The organism is Aurantimonas sp. HBX-1, assembly GCF_021391535.1.
Taxonomy (GTDB): domain Bacteria; phylum Pseudomonadota; class Alphaproteobacteria; order Rhizobiales; family Rhizobiaceae; genus Aurantimonas.
The window spans coordinates 646,113-671,360 of the sequence record NZ_CP090066.1 but is presented as its reverse complement, the minus strand read 5'-3'; the positions used below and the strand labels follow the sequence as shown (position 1 = coordinate 671,360).

Annotated in this window: 26 protein-coding genes and 1 pseudogene; 12 read left to right on the top strand and 15 right to left on the bottom strand. The window is 63.6% G+C overall.

Translation table 11 applies throughout. From position 1 onward, the window contains the following. Positions 1 to 120: 120 nt before the first annotated feature. The 7 genes and pseudogenes from LXB15_RS03070 to dctP form a co-directional block, all read right to left on the bottom strand. Positions 121 to 751 (bottom strand): annotated as a pseudogene (locus LXB15_RS03070) (DUF1326 domain-containing protein). Positions 752 to 780: 29 nt separating this feature from the next. Then, a complete protein-coding gene (locus tag LXB15_RS03065) occupies positions 781 to 1,353 on the bottom strand; it encodes a DUF1326 domain-containing protein (RefSeq protein WP_233950821.1) in 573 nt (190 codons plus the stop codon). Positions 1,354 to 1,560: 207 nt separating this feature from the next. After that, positions 1,561 to 3,450, bottom strand: coding sequence for a bifunctional sugar phosphate isomerase/epimerase/4-hydroxyphenylpyruvate dioxygenase family protein (locus LXB15_RS03060; protein ID WP_233950820.1), 1,890 nt, complete (start codon positions 3,448 to 3,450; stop codon positions 1,561 to 1,563). After that, positions 3,447 to 3,881: a type II 3-dehydroquinate dehydratase gene (locus tag LXB15_RS03055; protein ID WP_233950819.1), complete on the bottom strand. Its 435-nt coding sequence runs from the start codon at positions 3,879 to 3,881 to the stop codon at positions 3,447 to 3,449. The genes LXB15_RS03060 and LXB15_RS03055 overlap by 4 nt, the downstream gene beginning before the upstream one ends. A gap of 9 nt (positions 3,882 to 3,890) precedes the next feature. Beyond that, positions 3,891 to 5,192 carry a TRAP transporter large permease gene (locus LXB15_RS03050; RefSeq protein WP_233950818.1) on the bottom strand — a complete coding sequence of 434 codons (1,302 nt, stop codon included), beginning with the start codon at positions 5,190 to 5,192 and terminating at the stop codon, positions 3,891 to 3,893. Next, entirely contained in the window at positions 5,189 to 5,707 is a 519-nt protein-coding gene (locus LXB15_RS03045; RefSeq protein WP_233950817.1) for a TRAP transporter small permease, read from the bottom strand. Before LXB15_RS03045 ends, LXB15_RS03050 begins: the two co-directional genes overlap by 4 nt. A 97-nt stretch (positions 5,708 to 5,804) precedes the next feature. Further along, positions 5,805 to 6,788: a TRAP transporter substrate-binding protein DctP gene (gene dctP / locus LXB15_RS03040; protein WP_233950816.1), complete on the bottom strand. Its 984-nt coding sequence runs from the start codon at positions 6,786 to 6,788 to the stop codon at positions 5,805 to 5,807. Between the two features lie 173 nt (positions 6,789 to 6,961). Between dctP and LXB15_RS03035 the strand changes: the two genes are divergently transcribed. The 3 genes from LXB15_RS03035 to LXB15_RS03025 are packed head-to-tail and all read left to right on the top strand — an operon-like array spanning position 6,962 to position 9,146. Next, positions 6,962 to 7,630 carry a GntR family transcriptional regulator gene (locus LXB15_RS03035; protein ID WP_233950815.1) on the top strand — a complete coding sequence of 223 codons (669 nt, stop codon included), beginning with the start codon at positions 6,962 to 6,964 and terminating at the stop codon, positions 7,628 to 7,630. Next, the gene (locus LXB15_RS03030) at positions 7,627 to 8,292 is read left to right on the top strand and encodes a GntR family transcriptional regulator (protein WP_233950814.1); all 666 of its coding nucleotides are present in this window, start codon (positions 7,627 to 7,629) and stop codon (positions 8,290 to 8,292) included. The genes LXB15_RS03035 and LXB15_RS03030 overlap by 4 nt, the downstream gene beginning before the upstream one ends. Continuing rightward, positions 8,289 to 9,146, top strand: coding sequence for a shikimate dehydrogenase (locus LXB15_RS03025; RefSeq protein WP_233950813.1), 858 nt, complete (start codon positions 8,289 to 8,291; stop codon positions 9,144 to 9,146). The genes LXB15_RS03030 and LXB15_RS03025 overlap by 4 nt, the downstream gene beginning before the upstream one ends. A gap of 264 nt (positions 9,147 to 9,410) precedes the next feature. On the opposite strand, the gene LXB15_RS03020 is transcribed toward LXB15_RS03025, so the two are convergent. From LXB15_RS03020 to LXB15_RS03005, 4 genes are read right to left on the bottom strand one after another with little or no spacing between them, the layout of a single operon-like run. Then, a complete protein-coding gene (locus tag LXB15_RS03020; RefSeq protein WP_233953035.1) occupies positions 9,411 to 10,313 on the bottom strand; it encodes a DMT family transporter in 903 nt (300 codons plus the stop codon). Positions 10,314 to 10,318: 5 nt separating this feature from the next. After that, positions 10,319 to 11,080: an ABC transporter ATP-binding protein gene (locus LXB15_RS03015; protein ID WP_233950812.1), complete on the bottom strand. Its 762-nt coding sequence runs from the start codon at positions 11,078 to 11,080 to the stop codon at positions 10,319 to 10,321. Continuing rightward, positions 11,077 to 12,066 carry an iron ABC transporter permease gene (locus LXB15_RS03010; RefSeq protein ID WP_233953034.1) on the bottom strand — a complete coding sequence of 330 codons (990 nt, stop codon included), beginning with the start codon at positions 12,064 to 12,066 and terminating at the stop codon, positions 11,077 to 11,079. Before LXB15_RS03010 ends, LXB15_RS03015 begins: the two co-directional genes overlap by 4 nt. A 47-nt stretch (positions 12,067 to 12,113) precedes the next feature. Continuing rightward, entirely contained in the window at positions 12,114 to 13,130 is a 1,017-nt protein-coding gene (locus tag LXB15_RS03005) for an ABC transporter substrate-binding protein (protein ID WP_370640163.1), read from the bottom strand. Positions 13,131 to 13,523: 393 nt separating this feature from the next. On the opposite strand from LXB15_RS03005, the gene LXB15_RS03000 reads away from it, so the two are divergent. From LXB15_RS03000 to LXB15_RS02985, 5 genes are all read left to right on the top strand, one after another. After that, positions 13,524 to 14,348 (top strand): class I SAM-dependent methyltransferase, encoded by an 825-nt coding sequence (locus LXB15_RS03000; protein WP_233950810.1) that lies wholly within the window; start codon positions 13,524 to 13,526, stop codon positions 14,346 to 14,348. Between the two features lie 80 nt (positions 14,349 to 14,428). After that, on the top strand, positions 14,429 to 14,812 hold the full coding sequence (locus LXB15_RS21065) for a class I SAM-dependent methyltransferase (RefSeq protein WP_370640162.1): 384 nt from the start codon (positions 14,429 to 14,431) through the stop codon (positions 14,810 to 14,812). A 973-nt stretch (positions 14,813 to 15,785) separates the two neighbouring features. Continuing rightward, entirely contained in the window at positions 15,786 to 16,259 is a 474-nt protein-coding gene (locus LXB15_RS02995) for a GNAT family N-acetyltransferase (protein WP_233950809.1), read from the top strand. Positions 16,260 to 16,362: 103 nt separating this feature from the next. After that, a complete protein-coding gene (locus LXB15_RS02990) occupies positions 16,363 to 16,869 on the top strand; it encodes an MEKHLA domain-containing protein (RefSeq protein ID WP_233950808.1) in 507 nt (168 codons plus the stop codon). 237 nt (positions 16,870 to 17,106) lie between these two features. Further along, on the top strand, positions 17,107 to 17,928 hold the full coding sequence (locus LXB15_RS02985) for a GNAT family N-acetyltransferase (RefSeq protein ID WP_233950807.1): 822 nt from the start codon (positions 17,107 to 17,109) through the stop codon (positions 17,926 to 17,928). Positions 17,929 to 18,129: 201 nt separating this feature from the next. Here LXB15_RS02985 and LXB15_RS02975 read toward each other — a convergent pair whose 3' ends face one another. Continuing rightward, complete coding sequence (locus LXB15_RS02975) at positions 18,130 to 18,378, bottom strand: hypothetical protein (RefSeq protein ID WP_233950806.1); 249 nt, start codon at positions 18,376 to 18,378, stop codon at positions 18,130 to 18,132. Between the two features lie 24 nt (positions 18,379 to 18,402). Next, positions 18,403 to 18,729, bottom strand: coding sequence for a helix-turn-helix domain-containing protein (locus tag LXB15_RS02970; protein WP_233950805.1), 327 nt, complete (start codon positions 18,727 to 18,729; stop codon positions 18,403 to 18,405). A 763-nt stretch (positions 18,730 to 19,492) separates the two neighbouring features. Between LXB15_RS02970 and LXB15_RS02965 the strand changes: the two genes are divergently transcribed. Next, a protein-coding gene (locus tag LXB15_RS02965; protein ID WP_233948721.1) for an IS3 family transposase occupies positions 19,493 to 20,661 on the top strand; the annotation gives its coding sequence in 2 pieces (ribosomal slippage) (positions 19,493 to 19,757 and positions 19,757 to 20,661; 1,170 coding nt in all). Between the two features lie 219 nt (positions 20,662 to 20,880). Next, positions 20,881 to 21,015: a hypothetical protein gene (locus LXB15_RS20920; RefSeq protein ID WP_255696662.1), complete on the top strand. Its 135-nt coding sequence runs from the start codon at positions 20,881 to 20,883 to the stop codon at positions 21,013 to 21,015. A gap of 476 nt (positions 21,016 to 21,491) precedes the next feature. On the opposite strand, the gene LXB15_RS02960 is transcribed toward LXB15_RS20920, so the two are convergent. Continuing rightward, positions 21,492 to 22,271, bottom strand: a complete 780-nt coding sequence (locus tag LXB15_RS02960; protein WP_233950804.1) for an SDR family oxidoreductase — start codon at positions 22,269 to 22,271, stop codon at positions 21,492 to 21,494. A gap of 30 nt (positions 22,272 to 22,301) precedes the next feature. Further along, positions 22,302 to 23,252: a sugar-binding transcriptional regulator gene (locus LXB15_RS02955; protein ID WP_233950803.1), complete on the bottom strand. Its 951-nt coding sequence runs from the start codon at positions 23,250 to 23,252 to the stop codon at positions 22,302 to 22,304. Positions 23,253 to 23,449: 197 nt separating this feature from the next. Here LXB15_RS02955 and LXB15_RS02950 point away from each other — a divergent pair, with 197 nt between their 5' ends. Further along, a complete protein-coding gene (locus LXB15_RS02950) occupies positions 23,450 to 24,304 on the top strand; it encodes a transketolase (RefSeq protein ID WP_233950802.1) in 855 nt (284 codons plus the stop codon). Next, positions 24,301 to 25,248, top strand: a complete 948-nt coding sequence (locus LXB15_RS02945) for a transketolase family protein (protein WP_233950801.1) — start codon at positions 24,301 to 24,303, stop codon at positions 25,246 to 25,248. Before LXB15_RS02950 ends, LXB15_RS02945 begins: the two co-directional genes overlap by 4 nt.

Below are 25,248 nucleotides of genomic sequence, written 5' to 3'. Positions count from 1 at the left end.
CGACGAGCAGCCACGCCTGGGGCCAGCATGGCGAGCGCGACAAGGCCGGTCAGCATAACCAGGCGATAGCGCCGGATGATTAGCTCCACCGCCGATGTCTGCGGGGTCGCCTCGGCCATGTCAGACCCTGATCGGCCCCTGCCCGCTCAGATGCAGGCGAGCGAACTGGCGTAGGAGTTCTCGAGATCGAAAGCGATCGGCCCCCGCGTCTTCGAGGAGGCGCTGCCGACTTCCGCAAGCGTGTACTCGAACCCGTCGGGCAGGTCGATCCGCGCCCGATGCTCCAGTCCAGTCACGACATTGCGGATAGGCTCGCCCACCATGTCGATGAAGCCGTCGACATGGATATTGCCGCGGCGCGCATCGACATCGACGTCCATGTCGATCTTGCGGAAGACGGGCTCGAAGAACTCGCTCACCGTCGACGCGAAAACGTTGAACATTGTCCTGCCGGGCTCGGAGTCCTCCCCGGACATGATCTTCAGAAGCGCCTGACGCTGGTTATCGTCCGCGCGCTCGTCGACGATCGGCTGGCACTTGCCGCCACCTTCGTGGATAGCGCCAGGCCACTGGAAGATTAACGCTATGCGCAACCCGTCGAGACTGCCCCCCCATGGTGCCCCCGCCGAATGTCGATCGCACCGTTCGCCTGGCAGTATCCGTGCGTCGGCAGGGCATTGAACTGGCAGGGGCATCCATAGGCGCAGTTGCAATTGACCAGCTCGACCCCTTCGATTTCCCATGGCGTCATGACATCATCCTTTCGGGTTCGGCCAGGCCTTAAGGGTCGATGATGCCGTGTGGCCCGTAGGCGGCATTCCAGAGCGCGCCGTAGCGGCTCTGCCTATGCATGCGGATCTCGCCACCGCTGGTGAACGTAGCGCTGGCGACCTCAGCTTCACGAAATTCGAAACCCTCGAGCAGCACGATGCGAGCCCGGTGGGCTAGTCCCGTCACGGGATTGCGGATGGGCTCCAGTTCGAGGGCGAGTTGATCCTCGATCCGAAACCAGCCGGTTCGTGCCTCGATGTCGCTGCCGAAGTCGATCGGAGCGAAGATCGGGGGCAACTCCTTGGCGATCGTCGCGCCATAGATGTTGAAGACAGTGGTCGGCTCCTGCTCGCCGCCCCCGAGGATGGTCCCCAGCGCGTCGACCTGGGCCGGGTTGGCATCGCTGTCGATGAAGCCCTGAACGACGCCCCCGCCCTCATGCACAGGGCCGGGCCAGCGATAAGCCGCGGCGACCTTGAGGCCGTCCAGCCTCAGATCACTGAACCAGCCATCATCAATCCGCATGCATTCGAGCCCTCGCAGAGGCCCTCCGCCGGCTTGCCGTTGAATTCGCAGGGACATCCGTAGTCGCAACTACAGCTGCGATCTTAGGTTCCTTTATTGCCCAATCCACGTAGGGCATCACAGTTCTCCGAAAGAAACTGAACTTTAAAAGTATCAAACGCGGAGGAAAAGGCGCGGATCGGGCGGCCCAGGGCCAAAAGCTGATGGGCTACTTCCGGACCCACGGACTGCGCAAGCTGCGCTTCGGCTATCGACCCTCAGCGGTCAAATCCGAGGCAGGCCGATCGGCCGCGCATGGCGCTTCTGGGCGGCAATGCGGATCGCAGCGTTCGAGGCGCCGTAGCCTCTATAGCCGTTCCGGCGCTCGATGATCTCGAAGAAGAACCCGTCCTCGAGCGCTTCGGTATAGAACTGAAAGAACTCGCCCCCATTCGGCTCGCGATCGTAGAGAATGTGGAGCGCGCGCATGCGCTTCAAGACATCCGGTTCGATGTCGAAGCGCGCGTCGAGATCGCCATAATAGTTCTCGGATACGGGGAGGATCGGTACGCCCGCCTCGGTCATGCGCGACGCGGCAGCGAAAATTTCCGACGTCGCGAAGGCGACGTGCTGGACGCTCGACCCGAAGGTCTCGGCGATGAAACGGCCCGCCTGCGTTCGTCGGTTCTGGACGCCGTTCATGGTGATGCGCAGCGTTCCTGCCTGGTTCTCGACCACGCGGCTTTTCACCAGGCCCGCCGGATCGGAGACATCGACCTCGGAGGTCTTCCGGACGTCGAGGATCGATGTGTAGAACAGAAGCGAGGTCAGCATCTCGCCCTGGTGCATCGTCTGCGAAACGTGATCGACGCGTTCGACGTCGCCCGCGGTAGTGGGGCGCGGTGGTTCGAGCTCAAACTCCACCTCCCAGATATGGGAGAGCGCGCTGGTACGATCGGTGAAATACAGCAGCCCCCCGACGCCCCGCACTGCCGGCATGTCGAGGTCGCCGACACCCTTCTGGCGCTCGAACGGCTCGGCGCCGAGCCGCACCGCCCGTGCCTCCGTCGCCGCGGCATCGGCCACCTCGATGCCGAGCGCGCAGACCGACGCGCCGTGCAGGAGATGCGCCGAATGAGAGAAGCCCTCCTTCTCCTCGTTGAGGACGATGTTGGCCTGGCCGCAGGAAAACAGCGTGACCGCCTTGCTGCGATGGCGCCCGCGCAGCGCGAAGCCCATCTGGCCGAGGAGGGCGCCAAGGCGCTCGGCCTCCGCCCCGTCGACCGCGAACTCGACGAACGAGATTCCGTCGGCGCGCACCGGCGGCGGCATGGCCGGTGCGTTAATCCCTAGCGCCGGCGCCCGACGGGCGACCGCGTCGACCAGCGCCGTCAGGCTGCGGTGCCCGTCGACGGCCACCGCCCGCGGCGAGCCGGCGCGGAACTCGTCGTTGAAGACTTCCAGCGAGATCGTCCCGTCATAGCCGGTGGCGCAGACCGCTTCCATGAAGTCGGCGACGGGCAGGTCCCCCTGCCCCGGCATGCACCGGTAATGGCGGCTCCAGGAGAGCAGGTCCATCTGGAACAGCGGCGCATCGGCGAGCTGGACGATGAAGATCTTGTCCTTCGGGATCGACCGGATCGTCTCGAGCGGGGTCTGCCGCGCCAGCGTGTGGAAGGAATCGAGGATCAGCCCGACATGCGGGTGGTCGACACGGCGGACGATCTCCCAGGCGTCGCGGTGGTCGCTGACATGGCGCCCCCAGGCCAGCGCCTCGTAGCCGATGCGGAGCCCGCGTTGTGCCGCGCGTTCGCCGAGGGCACGAAGATCGTCGGCGGCGCGATCGATGCCGCCGAGCGCCAGCGGGGAGACCGACGAGCAGATCAGGATGAGATCGGCGCCCAGTTCCTGCATGACGTCGAACTTGCGCTCGGCGCGCTCGAAGGCGCGAGAGCGCTGCGGCTCCGGCAGGGTCTCGAAGTCGCGAAACGGCTGGAACAGCGTGATCGACAGGCCGTGGTCCACGACCATCCGCCCGATCTCGCACGGCGAGGCGTCGAAGGCGAGGAAGTCGTTCTCGAATATCTCCACGCCGTCGAAGCCGGCGGCGGCGATGGCGGCCAGCTTCTGGCCGAGATCGCCCGAGATCGAGACCGTGGCGATCGACGTTTTCATGGAGCGCTGAGCCAGCCGCGCATGGTGGCGACGGCGGTTCCGTAGCCCTCGGGCCCGAGCCCGGCGATGACGCCCCGCGCGACCTTCGAGACGAGCGAAACCTGGTAGATCTCCTCGCGGCGATGGATGTTGGAGATGTGCAGCTCCAGGATCGGTGCCGTGCACATCTTCAGCGCATCGAGAAGCGGGATCGACCGGAACGACAGGCCGGCCGGATTGATGACGATCCCGGCGCCCGCGTCGATGGCTTCGTGCACCCAGTCGACGAGCTGGTGCTCGGCGTTGGTTTGGCGGAAGACCAGCTCGTGGTCGCCCGCCGCCGCGCGGCACATCGCCTCCACGTCGGCGAGTGTCGCCGTGCCGTAGATCGCCGGCTCGCGCATGCCGAGACGGTTGAGGTTGGGGCCGTTGAGGACGTGTATCGGTGTCATGCCAGCTCCTCAGCCCTGGTAGCCGAACTGCCGCGGCAGCCAGAGGACGATCTCGGGAACGAAAGTGATCAGCGCCAGCGCGACCAGCAGCGCCACAAGGAACGGCAGGATGTCGCGCACGATGGCGCGAAGGCTCGCGCCGGAAATGTTGGTCATGATGAACAGCAGCAGCCCGTAGGGCGGCGTGACCAGGCCCAGCATGATGTTGACCACCACCATGACGCCGAAATGCACCATGTCGACGCCGAGCGCCTCGGCGGTGGGCACGAGCACGGGCACGATGATCAGGAGGATCGCCGTCCCCTCCAGGACGCAGCCGAGGATCAGCAGGATGACGTTGACGAGGATCAGGAACTGCACCGCCGTCATGTTCATGCCGGCGAGATAGGCGGCGAGCGCGTTCGGGATGTTCTCCACCGTGACGACGTAGTTGAAGACCAGCGCACCGCCGATCAGCATGCCGATCGATGCGGAGGAGCGGGCGCTGGCGAGCAGCGAGGCGTAGAGCTGGCGCGCCGTGACGCTGCGGTACAGAAGGACCGAGATCAGGAAGGCGTAGGCCGCCGCCGCCGCGGCCGCCTCCGTTGGGGTCATCACCCCGCCGTAGATGCCCCCGAGCAGGACGACGGGCATCATCAGCGACGGGAAGGCCCGGATCGTGATCCCCGGCAACTCGCGCACCGGGACCGGCGTCTCGACCGGGAAATTGCGCCGGCGTGCCGTGTAGACGACGAGGATCATCATCGCGACGCCCATCAGGACGCCGGGCACGACGCCGCCGAGGAACAGGTAGCCGATGGAGGCGTCGGAGACGAGCGCGTAGAGCACCATCGGGATCGAGGGCGGGATGATCGGGCCGATCACCGCCGTCGCCGCCGTCAGCGCCGCCGCGTAGCTGGGCGTGTAGCGCCCGTCGCGGGTCATCATCACCTGCATCATCTTGCCGGTGCCGGCCGCGTCGGCGACCGCCGAGCCCGACATGCCGGCGAAGATGATGCTCTGGACGATGTTGACCTGCGCCAGCCCTCCGCGGAAACGCCCGACGAAGGCATTGCAGAACAGCAGCAGGCGCTCGGTCATCGAGCCGATGTTCATCAACTCGGCCGCGAAGATGAACAGCGGCACCGCCAGCATGACGTAGCCCGTGTACATCGAGTTTAAGAGCTGCTCGGCGACGATGCCGGGATCGAGCCCCGCCAGCAGGAGATAAAGGATCGAGCCGGCGATCATCGCGTGGCCGATGGGCAGGCCGAGAAAGGCCAGGACGGTGATGCCGACGATCGCGATGGAGAACGGGCTGGCGACGCTCATACGCCGGAACCGGTCTTGGTCGATCCGAAATCGTCCGGCGCTTCGCCGGCCAGTGCCCGCCAGCCGAGCCAGATGTAGCGGACGATCGAGGCGAGCGCGAAGACGACGTAGATCGAGAAGAGATAGTCGAACCGCAGGTCGAGATAGCTCGTCTCCTGCACGCGCATGAAGGTCACGTAGTCCCAGACCGCCGGCATGGCGAGCGTGTAGAGGACGACCAGCGCAACCGAGAAGATGACGACCATGACGCGGCGCGTGCGCGCACCGACACCGCCATAGAAGATGTCGAAGCGAATCTCCTCGGCTTCCGTCAGCACGAAGGCCGCCCCCCACAGGACCATCCAGATCCACATGATGACGCTGATCTCGTGCGTCCACCCGATCGGCAGGTCGAGGAGATAGCGGAAGACGATCTGGATGACGAAGGCGAGAAACATCACGGCGAGCATGGCCGCGAGGGCGTTTTCCGCGCGCCGCCGCAGAAACTTCCCGACGCTGACGAGGTTCGGAGCCATCGGTCTGCTTTCCCGAAGAGGTCGATCCCCGCGCGTCGCACGCCCGGGCACCGGGAGCGAGAGGGGCTGGCGCATCGCCGCCGCCCCTCTCCGGCGGTCACATGGCGTTGATGCGCTCGAGCATGCCTTCGGGCCAGGCGGCCGAGAGGTCGGAGTTCAGATACTGCTCCTGGGCGTAGGTGCGGAACGCCTCGACGTCGGGGGTGTGGATCTTCAGGCCCTGTTCCTCGAACGTCTTCGCCAGCGACGACTCCTGCTCCAGGTGCTGGGCGGTGCTCCACGCCGTCGCCTCGTCGACCGCGGCCTGGAAGGATGCCTGCTGCTCGGGGCTCATCTCGTTCCAGATCTCGCTGGAGATCGCCAGGACGTCGAAGCCGACGAGATGCGACGTCATGACGATCTGCGACATGACCTCGTAGAACTTCATGTTCTGGACGTTGGGCAGCGGATTGTCCTGCCCGTCGATCGCGCCGGTCTGGAGGCCGGTATAGACCTCCGCATAGGCCATCGGCGTCGGATTGGCGCCGAGCGCCGTGCCGAGGAACTGCCAGGCATCGCCGCCCGGCATGCGCAGCTTGACGCCCGCCATGTCGGCCGGCGTGTTGATCTCACGGTCGAGCTTCAGGCCGACCTGGCGGGTGCCGAAATAGGTCGGCGCGAGAATGTGCACGCCGAGCTTGTCCTCGACCATCTGCTTCATCTCGGCGCCTGCCTCGCTGTCGAAGAAGGCCTCCAGATGCGCGGCGTCGCGGAACAGGTAGGCCGAGGTCAGGATCGACCATTCCGGGATCTGGTTGGCGATGTCCTGCGGGGCGATGTTGCCCATCTCGAGATTGCCGCGCTGGATCGCGACGAGCTCGGTGCCCTGCTTGAACAGGTTGCCGCCGTAATAGGGCTCGAGGACGAAATCGTCGGCGATGCTCTCGGCCAGGCGCTTGGTCATCTCGGCGCGGATGTCCTGCTCGGAGAACACCGCGGAGAAGCGCAGCTTCGGCTTGCCCTGCGCCAGGCTGGTGCCGCAGGCGGCGACGAGGACGGTGAACGCGGTCGCGGCAAGCGCCGCGCGGCGGGTGATGTTCATGGATGTTCCTCCCTTTTCGCCCGCTCCCACAGGCGCATCGCCGGACTATCCGATCGGATGATCCAAATATCAATATCAGAAACGAACTTCATCGGATATTATTCGAAATATCCTAGTTCAGGTCCGGGTGGCGGCATGCTACGCAATCGCCGGACCCATCGAGGAGGATCGTGGTGACCATCGCAGTCGGTTCGCTCTCTATCGCGGAGCGGAGCTACGACGCCATCCGGGCGGACATCGTCTTCGGCGCGCTGGCGCCCGGCGGGCGGTTGAAGCTGTCCGAACTGGCCGAGCGATATGGCACGAGCGTTTCGACCTTGCGGGAAATCTTCGGCCGGCTGGCCTCGGAAGGGCTGATCCGGAGCGAAAGCCAGCGCGGCTTCGAGGTCGCGCCGATCTCCGCCAGGCATCTCCAGGACGTCGCCTCGCTGCGGCTCCTTTTGGAGCGCCATGCGCTGGCCATGGCCTTTAAGGCCGGCGATCTCGACTGGGAGGGCAATGTCGTCGCCGCCCACCACAAGCTTTCGGTGATCGAACGGCGCATGCTCGCTGGCGAACCCGTCGAGCGCGCGGTCTGGAAGGGCTACGACCGCGAATTCCACCTGGCGCTGATCGCCGCCTGCGGCTCGCAGGAACTGATCGATGCCTATGTCGGCGTCTATGATCACTACCTGCGCTACCAGATGGTGGCCTTCGTGTTTCGGGGCGCGGTGGCGTCCGACGAGCATCGCGGGCTGATGCAGGCGGCGGTCGCCCGCGACACAGAGGCGGCGCTAGGGCTGCTCGACCGGCACGTGTCGGGATGCGTGACCCACACGCTCGGCCTCGGGATCCTGCCATGAACGACCTCTCGGGAACCGAGCCGGTCTCGGTCTATGGCCGGCTTCGCGCCGACATCATCTTCGGGCGCCTGGCGCCCGGCGCGCGGTTGCCGCTCGAGAGTCTGCGGGCAGGCTACGGGGCCGGCGCCGGGCAGCTGCGCGAGGCGCTCAACCGGCTTGCCTCCGAGCGGCTGGTCGTCGCGGAGGGACAGCGCGGCTTCCAGGTCACGCCCGTCTCGGTCGCCAATCTTCGGGAGATCGCCGATCTCCGCCTCCTCCTCGAGTGCGACGCGCTGGAGCAGTCCTTCCAGGCCGGCGACACGGCCTGGGAGGGCCGAGTGCTGGCCGCCCACCACATGCTGTCGCGCATGGAAGCGGCCATGGCGGCCGGCGACGGAAGCCATGTCGAGAAATGGAAGCAGCATGACTGGCTGTTCCACCAGGCGCTGATCTCGGCCTGCCCCTCGCAGGTCATGAAGGAGACTCATGCCGCGAGCTTCGACAAGTATCTGCGTTACCAGATGATCGCGCTGAGCTTCCGCGGCGATGTCGCGGCCGCCGAACACCGCCTCATGCTGGAGTGCGCCTTGGGCCGCGATGCTAGCGGCGCCTGCGACGTGCTGCGCCGCCACGTCGAGGGCGGCGTCGCGCATGCGCTGGCGACAGGGACGATCCGGTCGTGAGCAGAACAGTGCGCGTCGGCCTCGTCGGCACGGGTATCGGCGCGTCGCTGTCGCCGGCCCTGCACCGGCAGGAAGGCGCGGCCCACGGCCTCGACTACCGGTACGAATTGTTCGACCTCGCCGGCGGACGGCTCGACCGGGAGACGCTCGCCGGGCGCGTCGCTGCCGCACAGGACGCCGGCTTCGCCGGCCTCAACATCACCCATCCGTTCAAGCAGATGGCGGTCGATCTCGTCGACACGCTCTCCCCCGACGCCGCGGCGCTCGGGGCGATCAACACGATCGTCTTTGCCGGCGGCAGCCGCATGGGCTACAACACCGACTGGTCGGGATATGCGGCAGGCTTCCGCCGCTCGCTCCCCGACGCATTGCTCGGGGCCATTGTCCAGCTCGGCGTCGGCGGTGCCGGTGCCGCGGTGGCGCACGCCTTGATGACGATGGGCGCGCGCTCGCTGTCCCTGATCGACCGCGAACCCGAAAGGGCGGAAGCGGCGGCCGCGGCCCTGTCGGCCCGTTTCGGTGCCGGGCGGGTCTTCGCCGGCGGGGATCTCGAGCGCGCCATTGCGGCCGCCGATGGCTTCGTCAACGCGACGCCGATCGGGATGGCCGCTTATCCCGGCCTGCCACTACCCGAGACGCTGCTGCGCCCGGATCTGTGGGTCTCCGAGATCGTCTATTTTCCGCTCGACACCGCCCTCCTCCAGGCGGCGCGTCGGCGCGGTTGCCGGGTCTCCGATGGCGGAGGGATGGCCGTCTTCCAGGCTGCGGGCGCCTTCCGCCTGTTCACGGGACTGGAAGCAGATGCCTGCCGGATGCTAACCCACTTTGCCGAGCTGCAAGCTTCGAAGCGGTAGTCGAAGCGACGGACGTCGATCCTGAAAGTCGAGGCTTCGAATGTCCCACTGCCTTTCTCCACCGGCCGGATTGACCAAGTGAAGAACGACATCGAGGGTCGCCTATGGGCCGAAACCGACTGGCAGCTTTCCAGACGGGATTGCGGAAAGCTGCCGTTCCGTTGTCGACCCATGCCGGACAGGGTTCCTCGGTCAGGTCGTAGCTCCAAGCATGACGGTGGCAGAGGTCTCAAGCCCTGCCGCGACAGACGGCCTTTGGCGCTGTCATTTCCGTGGTCTGCGACGTTTCGGCAGGGCGACAAGGGAGCCGGCAAGGATCAGCGGTGCAGCGATGAGAAACGCCCAGTTCGGGACCTCGGCGAAGAAGAGGGCCCCGGCGGCAGCAGCCCACAAGATTGAGAGATATTCGAACGGCGCGAGGGCCGCGGCCTCCGCATGGCGAAAGGATAGAGTCATCAGGATATGCGCGATCCCCCCAGCAAGGCCCGCACTGAACAGCAGTGCCGCTTGCTTGGCCCCTGGCATGACCCAGCCGAATGGCAGGGTCGCCAGCCCGGCCAGGGCACACACGACGGAAAACCAGAAGGCGATCGCGCCCGCCCTTTCACCGGCCAGGGTCAGGCGGCGGACCTGGATCAGCGCGCCGGCCGTGAGCAGCCCCGTCGCCAGCCCCAGCAAGAGACCGAGAAGCGCGCCATCGGCAAGGTCTCCGGAAACGGCAGGCAGGCAGAAGGCGGCGCCGCCGCAAAGACCGAGAACGATGCCGCCGATCCGTCGCGGGCCGAGGCCCTCCCCCAGGAGCGCCCACCCGAGAAGCGCCAGCATCACCGGGGCCAGATAGGACAGAAGCGTCGCTTCCGCGAGAGGAAGAAGGCTGATCGTGGCAAAGGCGGTGAACATGGCGCACGCACCGAGAAGCGAGCGCGCGACATGGCCAAGCGGTCGGCGCGTAGCAAGACCACACGGGAAATCGCCGCTCCACCACAAGAACAGCACCAAAGGCAGCAGGGCAACTGCCGAGCGGAAGAACACCATCTGCCCGAGCGGCACCGAACCGCTCAGGGCCTTGATGCAAACGCCCATCGCCGCGAAGGCCAATGTGGAACCGATGCGCAGCCAGATGCCGAGGGACTCCTCGGCGATCGGAAGGCGAAACTCTTCGCGCACGGCGCTCAATCGCTGCAAAACCGGATGTGCGGGCGGCCGGAACCGGCGAGCTCGACCTCCGCCTCGATGCGGAAGACGTTCTTGAGCAGAGCTTGGCTCAGCACGTCCGCCGGCGCACCGCATTCGACCAGCGCGCCTTCCTGCATCACCACGATCCGGTCGCAGAACATGGCCGCGAGATTCAGGTCGTGAAGCGCCACGATGCTGGTCAGATCCAGATCGCGCACCATGCGCAGGATCTCGATCTGATGGTGAATGTCGAGATGGTTGGTCGGCTCGTCGAGAAACATGACCATAGGCGCTTGCGCCAATGCCCTTGCGATATGAACCCGCTGGCGTTCACCGCCGGACAGCGTCTGCCAGGCCTGCGCGCGTCGCTGGTGCATGTCGACCCGCGACAGGGCGGCCGAGACGGCCGCTTCGTCGGCGGCCGACCAGCCACCGAGGGCCGAGCGGTGCGGGGTGCGCCCCAGCCTGACCACGTCGCGGACGGACACGTTGGTATCGGTCGCGGCGTTCTGCTGCACGAAGGCTACCTGCCGCGCCAGGGTCCGGCGCGAGACCTCCGCGATGTCTCGGCCGTTGATTTCCACCCGTCCTGAGCGCGGGCGCTTCAACCCGGCGAGAAGGCGCAGGAGCGACGACTTTCCCGACCCGTTCGGACCGATCAGCCCGAGGGTTTCGCCCCTGCGCACGGACAGGGAGACGTCGCGCACGATGGTCTTGCGGCCGACGCCCCAGACGAGATTGTCGGCGACGATCGTCATATCTGGGGCCGCGAACGATAGAGGATCAGGGCGAAGAACGGCACGCCGACAAGCGCCGTGACGACGCCGATGGGCACCGTCTGCTGAGTGACGACGACGCGCGAGGCGATATCCGCCAGAACCATGAACACCGCCCCGGCGGCCGCGCAGGCCGGCAGCAGACGCAGATGCGTCGGTCCTACGACGTAACGGGCCGCATGCGGGACGACGAGGCCGACAAAGCCGATCGCGCCGACCATGCTGACGATCGACGCTGTGACCATGGCGGTGACGGCGAACAGCACCAGCCGGATGCGTGCCACCGGCACGCCGAGCGCCGCCGCATCCTCGTCGCCGAAGGTAAAGGCGTCGAGCGCGCGGGCCATCCACAGGCAGATGCCTAGACCCAGGACCACCACCACGACCAGAAGCTGGAAGTCAGGCCAGCGCACGCCGCCGAAGCTGCCGAGCAGCCAGAACATGACGTCGCGTGCCTGCTGGGCGTTACCGGAGGTGGTGACGATGTAGGAGGTCAGCGCGTTGAAGAGCTGCGCTGCGGCGACGCCGGCGAGGATCGTGTGATTGGGCCCGCTCGTGGCGCCGTTGGACAGGATCGCGACGACGGCGAACGCGGCAAAGGCGCCGGCGAAGGCGCCCATCGAAAGCGACAGGCCGCCCGCGCCGATGCCCAGAACGATCACGCAGACCGCCCCGGTGGAGGCGCCGGCCGAAACGCCGAGAACGAAAGGTTCGGCCAGCGGGTTGCGCAACAGCGCCTGAAGGATGGCACCGCAAAGCGCCAGACCAGCGCCGGCGAGCGCGGCCACCAGCGCCCGGCTCAGGCGCAGGTCCCAGATGACGCTTTCCTGGATCGGCGGAATGTCGGCACTGGTCAGGCCGAGGCCATTGGTGATGGCAAGAACCACCGTGCCGAGCCCGATATTGTAATCGCCGATGGCAGTTGCCAGAGCGACCGCGAAGGCGAGAGCGACGAGAAACAGCGCCAGGAAGAGGACAAGCCCACCGGCCCCTCGTTCGGCTTCTTCCGATGTGGTCACGGCAGACCGAGGGTCCGCAATTGTTCGGCGACCTGCTCGGCGCCGTAGATCGTGCGGATGCTCGGATTCATCGCAGCGCCGCTCATGACGACAATCCGTCCAGCCTTCACCGCGTCCATCTGGCTCACGGTCGGGTCGGATGTCAGATAGGCGACCTTCGCCTCGGCGTCGTCGAGCTCCCAGCGGTTGCGATCCACCTGCGAGGCCACGAAGACGGTGGGATTGGCGGCCATGATGCCTTCCCAGCCGAGCGTCGGCCATTCGGCCTCGGTCTTCACCGCGTTCGACCCGCCCAGAATGTCGGCGATATAGCCCGACGGCCCATTACCGCCGCCCAGATAGGCGTCGTCCGCGGGTGACGGGCTGGAGAACCAGAACAGGAAGGTCAGATCCTCCCGGTCCGTGAACTCGGCACGCAGGGCGGCCTCGCGCGCCTTGAAGTCCTCGATGATGGCCTCTCCGCGGTCGGCGACGTCGAAGATGCGCGCAAGCTCCTCGATCTCCTTGTAGAGCAGGTCCATGGTCCACAATTCGCCGCGGCTGCCATAGGCGTCATGGGCGTCCAGCGTCGTGGAGCAGGCGCTCGGCGACAGATAGGTCGGAATTCCGAGGCTCTCGAAATCGTCCCGCTTGGCGACCTTGCTGTCCGGCCCCATCAGCGTCGTCAGCATCGAGGCGACGAAGTCGGGCTGTTTCGACAGAACCGACTCCAGCGTCGGGAACTCGACGGTCAGAACCTCGACCTTGTCGTTGGCGGCCTGAAGTTCGGGCAGCACCTTGTTCGGCCAGAACGCGGTGGCGGCCATCCGGTCCTCCAGCCCGAGCAGCAGCATTACCTCGGCGCTGTTCTGCCCCAGCGCGACGGCCCGCTCCGGCGCCTTTTCGAACGTGACCGCCTGCCCGCAATTCTCGATCGTCAGCGGATAGGCCGTCGGCTCGGCCTGCACCGGAGTGCAGAGGGCGGCCACCGCGAGGCCACCCAGCGCGACGAGGCTCCTGTTCAGCATGTTCATATCCATTGTCCAAGTAGGAGAGCTTCCCTCCGTATTGCTGTGCCGCCGCGAAAACAAGAGACTTCCAATCAAGATTTCACCGCGGTGCCGACGAGCGGCCTGCGGGTCGGTCCAGGCAGGGACCGATCGAAGGCATAGGGTCCGGAAACCACAAGCAGAGATGATTCCGGGGTCGCCTTCGACCAGAAGCCGATCCGCTGTCCTGCAACCGACTCTGCCAAGGTTGCCCTGGCGCTCGAGACCTGGATCAGCTTTCACAATTCCGCCGAAGTCGGGCAGCTAATTTACTAAGGCTCGGTCGGCGGGTGACCCCATCAACGGCTCCTCCCGCCCAGCGACCACGCACTGTTCCAGTGGATCATCGGCGGGTGCCCCGGATCCTGTGGAGGACAGATGATGACTGCGAAATCTATCCCCGCCATCCAGCAGCACAATCAGAAGTCCGCCGGAGTGTGGAATTCGGCAGGTAGCGGTTACGAAGAAGTAAGCCGCGGCATCGCAGACTCGATCACGCATGCGGTGTTGCGGTTGAACCCGCAGCCAGGCGAGCATGTCCTGGATCTCGCGACGGGAACCGGCTGGACGTCGAGGCTCGTTGCAAGACGGGGTGCGCGCGTGATCGGAGTCGATCTCGGTTCGGATCTCATAGAGGCAGCGCGGCAGCGAGCTGCGGCAGAAGGCGTGAGCGCTGAATATCGCGTCGCGGATGCAGAGGCGTTGCCTTTCGCCGATGGCGAGTTCGCAGCGGTGATATCCACCTGCGGGATCATGTTCGCGAGCCGTCCTGAAGCCGCTGCCGCCGAACTTGCTCGCGTCACCCGGCCGAGAGGGCGTGTGGCCCTAACGACCTGGCTTCCGGACAGCACTGTCTTCGAGATGTTCAAGGTGATGAAGCCCTACATGGGCCCACCTCCGGAACCGGCGCCGCCATCCCCATTCGAATGGGGAAAGCGCGAGCGGGTCAGGGAGCTTCTGGGGGATGCCTTCGACCTGAAGTTCGAGGATGGCATTTCGTACTATCGGGAGCCCAGCGGCGAAGCCGCATGGGAGACGTTCTCGACGAACTATGGACCGACTAAGGCGCTCGCGGCGAGCCTGGACGAGGAGCGCCGGAAGGATCTTCGGCGAGAATTCGTGGCATTCCATGAACAGTTCGCAAACGAGGTCGGGATCTGTGTTCCGCGCACCTATCTCCTCACGATCGGGATCCGGCGCTGATCGGGAATGGCGCTTCGCAATCGGACGACCTTTAACTTCGGGGCCGCCGTGCGCGGGAAGCGCATTTTCGAGGAGTTTCGATGGTTGCGTCTACTCGTCACGATGCCTGGCAGGCCGGCGAAAGCTACGACGCCTACATGGGCCGATGGAGCCGTCCGATCGCATCTCGCTTTTTGGATTGGCTCGAACTGCCAGAGGGAGTCGACTGGCTTGAAGTCGGCTGCGGGACCGGCGCTCTGAGGGAGGCTATTGTTCGGCAGTGCGCACCGGCAGGCGTGACGGCGATCGACCCCTCGGAAAGACTCATCTCCCTGGCCCGGGCAAGAGTCGGCGATCTGCGTGTAAATTTCCGCATAGGTGATGCGGCTAGTCTGGCGCGGATGTCGGCCGTCAGCCGCGACGTAGCGGTCGGTGGTCTGGTCCTCACTTCATCCCCGATAGAGGCGCTGCGCTTGCGGACATGATGCGGATCGTTCGGAGGGACGGGGTAGTCGCCTTCTATGTCTGGGATTACCCCGGCATAGGGATTGAATTCATGCGGGCATTTTTGGACCGCAGCAATCGAGCTTGATCCAGAAGTGCGGGATCTGACAAAGAACAGCCGCTTTCCCTTCTGCACCCCCGAGGGCCTCATCGCACTCGCTCTTGACCCCGGACTGCATAACCCAGAGTGCTTCGCCATCGAGGCGCCGTCGGTGTTCAGCGACTTCGAGTACCAAGTTCGAGGACAATCAAGTCGAACTAGTCGAGATCGGCCCAGCGCGTCTGCGTCCATAACGTCAGAAACAGCATTTGATCGGCCGCGCTGTTGCCCTCGACGACGATGATCATGCTGACATTGCCCCACCCGGCGTGGCGTCCATCGATGAGAAGGCGACCACGCGGGGGTCTTCATGTTTCGTAACATTTCGCAACAAGACCAAGCACACCAGCTAAAGCATAGATCCTATAATTTCGCCTGAACATTCTGGCCAGGGACGGTTATTGCAATACAACAGACGACTGGCTGGCAGGAAAACCGTCTTGCGCAGCAAAAGCACCGTTGGGGAATCCAACACTTTTCGCCCACGGGTTCATCGCCAGCCGCTTGTGCCGTCGCATCGCTCTTTCAGTTTGGTTACCGCGTGCAGCCGAGTCGTGTCTACCAGCGCAACAAGATAACGGGTCAGCGGCACTGTCGAATTCGTCAACTTCCCACCAGAGGGCCGGAGAATGCTTCTGACGACACTGTCACGGTATCGGCTTCGCGCACTACGCCAAGCTTCGATGTGCCGTACCGGATTGTCAGCGCGCAGCAATCCCATTTCCAAGGAAATCGAGCAGCCGGGACGAACGTAACAAAGTGGCAGGGGGAAGAAGCCGACCAATCGGCGGATCCTTTTAATCTCAATAATTATGATCTTAGTAAGCAATCTTGAGACATATAGATGGAACGGCATGGCTATTGACATAATACTGGCCCACACTCCTGAGCAATTCAAGAATGTAAGACAGTTGGTAGAAGAATATACGACCTGGTTGGGTGTCGATCTCCATTTTCAAGATCATCAAGCGGAGATTGACAACCTCCAGATCAAGTACGCTCCTCCAGAAGGAGCTATGTTTGTTGCGATGGATAGCGCGGAACCCGCCGGCTGTTGCGGCTTCGTCCGTTTCGGATCTGATGGCGCTTGCGAATTGAAACGCCTTTACGTCAGGCCAAGTTCACGTGGCCTAGGTTTGGCCGCAGACCTGGTGCAAAGGGTGATCAATAAGGCCCAGATGTCCGGGTATAAGCTGATACTCCTCGACACCTTGCCGTCGATGACCGGAGCCGTAACACTCTACAAGAAGTGCGAATTTACCGAAATCGCCCCTTATTACAATAATCCAGTACCAAACGCAGTCTTTTACGAAAAGAAGCTGCGATAGTGATCTGCTTCACAGGACTATTTCCTTTCAAAGCTTATAAATTGCGTCTTTGGCATGGCGCATCAGAAGTCATTGAACATGCAGATCATGAAGGACGATACGATTGTTGAGAACGGTTAACCGTTACAGCAACCAGCTTGCTTTGGATTCAGAATTTTATGAGCTGCTGGTGTCGAGCCATGCGCGTTTTGTGCGTGAGCCATTAGCCGATTTTGGTTCAGGGCCGCACTGGTTGTATGAAGTGGCGCCGTTCGCGGTTGTCGCTCATAACGCCGAGCCCGATCCTAGGTTTGTTTATGCCAATGTGACAGCTCAACGGGTCTTCGGGTATTCTCGGGAAGAGTTGATCGCGTTGCCATCTCGCCTATCCGCAAAGATCGAGAATCGTGAGGAACGCAGGTGCCTCCTCGACGCCGTTTCTAGAAATGGCTCCTATGTCGGTTATCATGGAAGCCGAGTTAAGAAATCCGGTGACGTCTCCTCAATGGAGGACGGCGTTATTTGGCAGTTGATCGATGAGCACGGATATTGCTACGGACAAGCGGCGATGTTCTCGAAATGGACTAATGTCCACCGCAGCATAACGCCCAGCAGACAGCCTGCAACTTGAACTGTCTGTTGCCGGATCGTCGGACATTAGACAGCCAGAGCGCGCGCCGGGAGCGGTTTTTGATCGCGTGGGGAACGAGCTTGGCCTTTCCACTGACATAGGACGGGCCTATGAACCAGCGCCCTTACGATCTCATCAGCGTTTTGCTTCTCTCGGTCATTTTGCCACTAATGTCGGATCAATCTTCGAGGAAGTATACGCCTGAGGCTCAGCGGGAGCGTCTATGGAGTGAACAGCATGAGCAGCTTGCAGGACATCAGTCGGGTTGTGGAGATGATCGAGCGTGACGCTTGGTTTGACCTTTTCGCTGCGGCGCCTGACCACGTGCGCGACGGCCTCGATCTGGCAAGCACGACAATCGAGGGCATGGGCCTCCTAGGCTGTCGTACGCTTCCCATCACAGAGCTCAATCGGGCAATGGCCGTTGGCATCGAGCGCGAGTTATTGCGGGAAGACTTGGAGGCTGCGGTCGCTTGGCTGGACGCGAATGCGACTGCATGGGCGTTGCAGGTGTCGCCCATCGTGAGAAGTGAGATTGTCCGCGACTATACCAATGACGTACCGCTGGTCGCGACGGGAACAGGTTGGGCCAAGTTCGTCAGGACGGATGGCGCATACACTCCTCTTCGAGTGGATGCGCAAATCACTAGAGCGGATCGCGCATCGGCCGCCGTATTCGGTAGGACGGTGGCCAATGGCTTTGGCCTGCCTGCCGAGTGCGCGGACTGGTTTGCCGCGCTGGTCGACAGACCTTCCTGGCATTGCTTCCTCGCGACCGTAGACGGGGAGGCTGCCGGTGGCGGCACCATGTACGTCCGCGACAATGCTGCTTGGCTTGGCATAACCGGAACGCTTCCGACCTATCGAAATCAAGGCATACAGCGAAACCTCCTGGACGCGCGCATTAAGGTCGCGACCGCAATGGGTGCCGACATCCTGACCGATGAGACCAGCCAGCCGAACGACCGCGACGATCCTGGGTTCGCGTCATATAGAAATCAGGAGCGAGTGGGGTTTCGTCGAATATATGTTCGCCCAAACTTGAAGCGCCCGCAGTGAGCGCCGGCAGCTAACGGTGCAGTTCCTCGCAACCCGCTCAAAACCAGGCCGAGGCGACCAACGCGATCGGTCGCGACATCGATAACATCTACAACCCCGTCCGGCGCCATTCGGCGCTGGACTTCATCAGCCCGCTCAATTCGAGAGGCTGGTCGCATAACTGGAAACGCTCTCCCCTTTGTCGGAGCAAGTCCAGGTCCATCATTCCACTTCTTTGAGGACCGTTTCGATCCGACCGAGCCGTTCCACGAGTTCAGCGACGTCCCGGCGCACCATCTCCATCGCCGCTGCCGCCTCCTCCTCTGCCTGTACAGCCCTTTCGGCCAAGCTCCGGTAGGACACCTCCGCAGCCAGGCGAGCCTGTGCCTGCTTTACCGAGGTGCGGGAACGCGTGGCAGCTACAATGAGTACCGTGACTAGCACCAGTATGGTGCAGATGAGAAAGATCAACGTCCGATGATCCATGGTGCGTCCTCAAGTTTCCGTTCTGCCGGGATCGTCGCTCATCGACTGGACCGCAGCGGCTATCGTCCAAGGCGAAAGCTCAATGCTGAAGGGAACCACCTCAACGAAATTTAGCGCCTTGCCGGAGTCGGAAATCTCGTGCTGCATTGTCACCAAGCCCGCACTCTCGAGCTTCTTGAGATGAAGGTGAAGCAGCGGACGGCCTATGCCGACCGTACGTGCAAGCTGGCTGATGTATGTCGACCCTTCCGTCAGAAGTGTCGCCAGAATTCGCATGCGGTGCGGGTTCGCCAGTGCGACTAGGGTGCGCAGAAGGTGGTCACCGTCGTTTGCCAAGTCATCTCCCTCAGGATCCCCGACAGCTAGCGCGGATGTTTGTCTTGTACAACTGACATGTGTCAGAAATATCTTACGTCAGTAACGAAGTTGCGACTTTGCCGCCCGTCGCCATTTTCTGACGGGAACGCGCTTGGGTTGCGAGTCGCATCCTCTTCTTCCAGTCGGGCGCGAGAGTCTGGACCCGGCTGATGCTATCGAGGGCAGAGAAGGTGGACCGACAGGACATTGCATGATCCCGGAGGCCGGCCCTTGCGCGTTCTTCATCCGAATGGCCGAAACGCGAACGACTGCTTTCCACCGAGGCAGCCACTGGCTTCCTCTTGTGCGCGGGAGACTCAGTTTCGAATTGGGAGAAGAGTGAGTTCACGTTCTGGTGGCCCGACGTGAATGTATTCATGTACCGCCTTACCGACAGGATCCGTTGGCGTGATTGCGAGCAGACGTTCAAGTTCGGCCGGACGTTTTCGACCCATTCCAGACAGTCCCTCAAAGCGGTATTTGCAACGTAAGCGGACACGTGCAGCGATAGACCGAATGAAATTCGAAAAGTACTTCATACCCTCTGCTGAGGCTGGCGCTCGACTGGAAGTCCTTGCCGCGAACCCCGACGGCGAAGGGCCGTTTCCAACTGTCGTTTTCAATCATGGCTCAACCGGAAGGGGACAAAACAAGTCGCTATATTCCCGAACGGTGGCTGGCCTGCCCCCTGAAAAGTGGTCCTCCCTGAGGTAGGCTTTTAAGCCTTTGGAGGATGTCAGGAATGCCGAGGAAGAAGCACCAGCCTGAAGAGATTGTCGCGAAGCTGAGGCAGGTCGACGTATTGTTGTCGCAGGGGCGTCCGGTGGCGGAAGCGATCCGCACGATTTCCGTAACGCCGTTCACCTACTACCGCTGGCGCAAGGAGTTCGGCGGGCTGAAGAGCAACCAGGTGAAGCGGCTGAAGGACCTGGAGAAGGAGAACGAGCGGTTGCGCAAGGCCGTGTCGGACCTGACGCTGGAGAAGCTGATCCTCAGGGAGGCCGCCTCGGGAAACTGGTGAGCCCCGCCCGCCGTCGCTGCTGCATCGACCACACCATTGCGAAGTTTGGCGTGTCGGAGCGGCTGGCGTGCCGGGTTCTGGGGCAGCATCGATCTACCCAACGCAAGGCGCCGAAGGGACGAGCTGACGATGCCGCACTGACCGCTGCCATTGTCGCGCTCGCGACCCGGTATGGTCGTTACGGCTACCGCCGCATCGCGGCCATGCTGGAGAGCGCCGGCTGGGTGGTAAATGCCAAGCGCGTCGAGCGCATTTGGCGCCGGGAAGGTTTGAAGGTGCCGGCGCGGCAATCGAAGAAGGGCCGCCTTTGGCTGAACGACGGCTCCTGCCTTCGGCTTCGACCAGAACACCCCAACCACGTCTGGTCCTACGACTTCGTCGAGGATCGCACCCACAACGGCCGGAAGTTCCGCATGCTGAACGTGATCGACGAGTTCACCCGGGAATGCATCGCGATCAGGATCGATCGGAAGCTCAAATCCACCGACGTCATCGACGTCCTGTCCGATCTCTTCATTCTAAGGGGCGTGCCTGGACATGTTCGTTCGGACAACGGCCCGGAGTTCGTCGCCAAGGCGGTGCGGGAGTGGATCACGGCGGTTGGCGCGAAGACGGCGTTCATCGAGCCGGGCAGCCCGTGGGAGAACGGCTATTGCGAAAGCTTCAACTCCAAGCTCCGCGACGAGCTCTTGAACGGTGAGCTGTTCTACAGCCTGGCGGAGGCACGGATCGTCATCGAATGTTGGCGTCAGCACTACAACACTCGGCGCCCGCACTCTGCCCTCGGATACCGCCCGCCAGCACCAGCCGCTGTGGTGTGGCCGGCTGCGCCAACCCAACCGGCTTCGCCGGCCACCTCAACCGTGGCCGTCAAGCCCACAATGCATTAGATTCAAACCGGATCACCTAACGGGGGCAGGCCAATCCGGCGGGTTCTGGACATCTTTCTCGCCTTCAAGGTTCCAGGAAGCCACCCGCTGCAACAGAAGCTCGAATCCCTGGCGAAGAAATATCCCGACATCGACGACGTCCGCATCAAGGCTCTGGACCGCCTGATTCAGGTGGAGTCGCACTCGGACAGCCTCGACGACCTCATCTCACATTCCTCGATGGCGATCGAAGAGACTCGGGACGCGAACGCCGCCCTGCTCAAGCTGATGGCGGCCGCCGACGCTGATCACACCAAGGCGATCCGCAAGCAATGCAAGGCCGCGAAATATCGTCCGACCACTGAGCAGGCGTAGAAAATAACTCGGTCCGACGTGCGTTCGAAGATATTGCGGCAACTACCGGCCGTGCTCTCGCTCGTCGCCAGCCGCTAGGGAACCCGCCCTGGATATCCTACCCGCGGCATAGCACTTTCTGAAGATGTTGATCCGCCATCACAGTGCTGACTGGCGATCAGGGTTGCACCCACCTTACTGTCCCGCCCCCAACGCGAGCGCGCAATTACCGGTTGGGGGCCGTCGGCCCACCAACGCGAAGCCGGTGCATGGTGGGTCCCGCGGAAGTCGTGCTCGTGAACGAAGTGCAGGCGGACGTGGTGCCCGCCGCGAAGTCAGCTATCGGATAACCTCGGAAAGCTAACGACCGGCTGATTTGGGCGCCAAGCCGTTAGCTGATCCTATGGGCGACTGCTAACATCTCAGTCTGCGTAGGCTTAGAAGACTGTATGGCGCAGTTCGAGTTTTTCAAACCAGCATGAAGTGCATTGGGAGCCTCACGACATGAAAAGCCCGCCATCGACGTTCACCGTCTGACCGGTGATGTACGATGCATCCTCCGATGCGAGGAACGCGACGAGCCCGGCCACATCTTCGCCCTTGCCTGCGCGCCCGACCGGAATGCCCTCCACCCATTCTGCCATGAGTTCGCCGGGCTTGTAGTCGCCCATGAGCTTGCCCCAAGCTTCGTCGTTATAGGCCCACATGTCGGTCTCGATGATGCCAGGACAGAAGGCGTTGACGGTGATCGCCTCCCGGGCGACCTCCTTGGCCAGCGACTGGGTGATGCCAACGACCCCGAATTTCGAGGCCGCGTAATGCGGCGTGTAAATAAACCCTTGGCGGGCCTGCCCGGAGGCGGTGTTGATGAGGCGTCCGCCCCGGCCATGCCGGCGCATCCGGGCGATGGCCTCCTGGCAGCAGAGGAAGACGCCCGTGGTGTTGACGTCGAGCACCCTGCGCCATTCCTCCAGCGTCAGATCCTCGACCTTGGCGATCGTGATAACCCCGGCGTTCTGCACCGAGATGTCGACCTCGCCGAAGGCGTCTCGCGCGGCATCATAGAGGGCCGCGACGTTGTCCTTGTCAGTGACGTCGGCGACGAAACTCTCCGCCGTGCCACCGGCGCTGCGGATCGCCTCGACGGTCGTGCCCGCGTCTTCGTTGGCGCTCACCATCACCTTCGCCCCCTCTCGGGCGAAGCGGAAAGCGATAGCCGCGCCGATGCCCCGGCTGCCGCCGGTGATGACGACCGTCTTGTTTTCGAAGCGTCGCATGCGTGTTCTCCCTTTGTTGGTCGACGCGCCTCACGATGAGACCAGCGCCTGTGCGGTGTGGTTGTCGGTAACGAGATGGGTAATGAATCCACCGAGCATGGCCGCGCGGATGGCCTCCACCTTGCGCAATCCGCCCGCGACTCCGACGGAGCGCGGTATTGCCGCCATCTGGGGCAGGTCGATGCCGATGATGCGGTCGTCGCAGGAGGAGCGCACCTGCCGTCCGGTGCGATCGAAGAAGCGCAGGCCCATATCGCCAATGGCGCCGGCCTCGCCTAGTTCGCGTAGTTCCTGCGGCGTCAGCCTGTTGCCGCTGTCCGAAAGCATCTGCGATGGCTCCAGCGCGCCGATGCCCACCAGCGCCAGTGTCACGTCCGCGAACTGCGTCAGCGTCTCCCGCACGAATGCATCTTCCATTAGCACCGCACGTGCCTCCGGCGAGCGGGTCAGTCCCGGTGCAGCCAGTAGCTGTGGACGCGCGCCGGTGATCTGAGCCATGCGCAGGGTCAGGTGGGTCGCGTGCTTCTCGACGCTCGGGTTGCCGGTGCCGCCGAGCAGCTGAATGACGCGGCTCGCCGAGGCTTTCGGCGGATGCAGGCTATCCACGACGCGAAGAAGCGAAGCGCTCCAGGAGGAGAGCCCGATCACCTCTCCCTCCTGCAAAGAAGTTTCCAGAAAATGCGCGGTCGCCGCTCCGATTGCGGTGAGAACGGAGTCTTCGCTCGGCTCCCCGGCCTCGGCGACGATCACGTCGGCCAGCCCGTACCTGTCCCGAAGGGCGCTCTCGAGATCAAGGAAGGTGCCCCGCGGCGCATTGATAGTGATGCGGACAATGTCCTCTTCCTGCGCGCGTTTCAGAAGGCGCGAGATCGTCGCCTGGCTGATGTTCAACCGCCGGGAGATTGCCGACTGCGTCTCCTTCTCGATGAAATAGAGCTGGGCGATCCGCCCGATGAGCCGCAAGTCGTGGATCCGCGCCATTCAACCGTTCTCTCGTTGCCCCGCAGCGGCGACGCCTATCACTTCGTGCACGCCGTTCAAGGCGGCGGCGCCTGGCAACGAGTCCGGCCCAGACCTGTCCATCTTGCGCTGCACAACAACTCCTCGCTTGACGAGCATTTATGCATCACCTACGCTGCATATCAATACAGAGGTGAATAATTATTCAGGATAGGTTTATGGGCCTTCCAGGCTTCAGTAAAGACGGCGAGAGTCGCTCGTCGCCGGCGGAAATCGAAGCGTTGGCGCGGGAGTCGGTTCATGTCCGCCGTCTGATCCTGACGACGATCGCCGAGGCCGGGCTGGGCCACGTCGGCGGTGACCTCTCCGTGACCGACATTCTGGTGACGCTGTTCTTCGGCGTCCTCGACATCGACCCCGCCGACCCGCAGAAGCCCGATCGGGATCGGTTCATTCTCTCCAAGGGCCACTGCGCGGCAGCGCTCTATACAGTGCTGGCGCGCCGCGGCTTCTTCGACGAGGCCGAGCTCTTTACCTTCATGAAGCCGATGTCGCGCCTGAACGGCCATCCCAACCGGCGCAAGGTGCCCGGGGTGGAAGCCAATACGGGGCCGCTCGGCCACGGCCTTCCCATCGCGCTGGGCGCAGCCCTTGGGGCGCAGATCGCGAGCGCCTCCTGGCGCGCCTTCTGCGTGACCGGAGACGGGGAACTGCAGGAGGGCTCGAACTGGGAGGCCGCCATGTTCGCCGGTCACCGCAAGCTTTCCAACCTGACCGTGGTCGTCGACCGCAACGGCCTCCAGCAGGGTGCGCGGACCGAGGACACCAACGACATGTCGTCGCTGGGAGAGAAGTTCGCCGCCTTCGGCTGGGAGGTCCGCGACATCGATGGCCACGATCATGCGGCGCTCGTTGATGCGCTGTCCCGCCGGGGCGAGAGCAAGCCGGTCGCGATCATCGCCCGTACCGTCAAGGGAAAAGGCGTGTCCTTCATGGAGCACGGCGTCGAATGGCACCACGGCGTGCCGAATGCCGCGCAGGTCGAAGCCGCGCTGAAGGAGCTGGTGGTATGAGCGAGAAGCCCGCCGTGTCCGGCCTCTTCGACTGCCGCAAGGCCTTTGCCGAAACGCTTGCGGAACTGGCCCGGGTCGATGAACGGATCGTTGCGGTTTGCAACGACTCGGTCGGCTCCTCCAACCTCAAGGCTTTCGAGCGCGAGTTTCCGGACCGGCTGATCAATGTCGGCATCGCCGAGCAGAACATGGTCGGCGTGTCCGCAGGCCTCGCCAATTCCGGCCTTGTTCCTTTCGTCTGCTGCGCCTCGCCCTTCCTGACCGGTCGGGCCATGGAGCAGGTAAAGGTCGATGCCGCCTACAACGGCTATCACGTCGTCTTGTGCGGCATGAGCCCCGGCATGGCCTATGGCGAGCTCGGTCCGACCCACCATTCGATCGAGGATCTGTCCTGGATGCGCGCCATCCACGATCTGACGATCCTGGTGCCGGCTGATCCGTTCCAGACGCGGGAAGCTGTCCGTTTCGCGGTCAATGCGGACGGGCCCATCTTCATGCGGGTCGGACGTTTTCCCGTCCCGGCCGTCTCGCCGGAGGCTGACGGCTTCGTGGTGGGGCGCGCCGACCAGCTGCGTGCAGGCTCGGACGTGACCATCGTCGCCACGGGCACGCTCGTCTCACGTGCGTTGGAAGCGGCAGATACGCTGGCCGCCGAGGGCATCTCGGCGCGCGTCCTGAATGTGTCCTCCCTCGCCCCCATCGACTCGCAGGCGATCCTGCGCGCGGCGCGGGAGACGCGCGGCATCGTCACCGCTGAGGAGGGCGTCTCGCATGGCGGACTGGGCGGCGCGGTCGCGGAGATCGTCAGCCAGTCGCACCCCACGCGCATGAAGATCCTCGGCGTCACGAGCTTTGCCCCAACCGGCAACGCCGCCTTCCTGCTCGACCATTATGGCCTCAACGCCGTCGGCATCGCCGCCGCCGCACGCCAGCTGGCGGCCTGA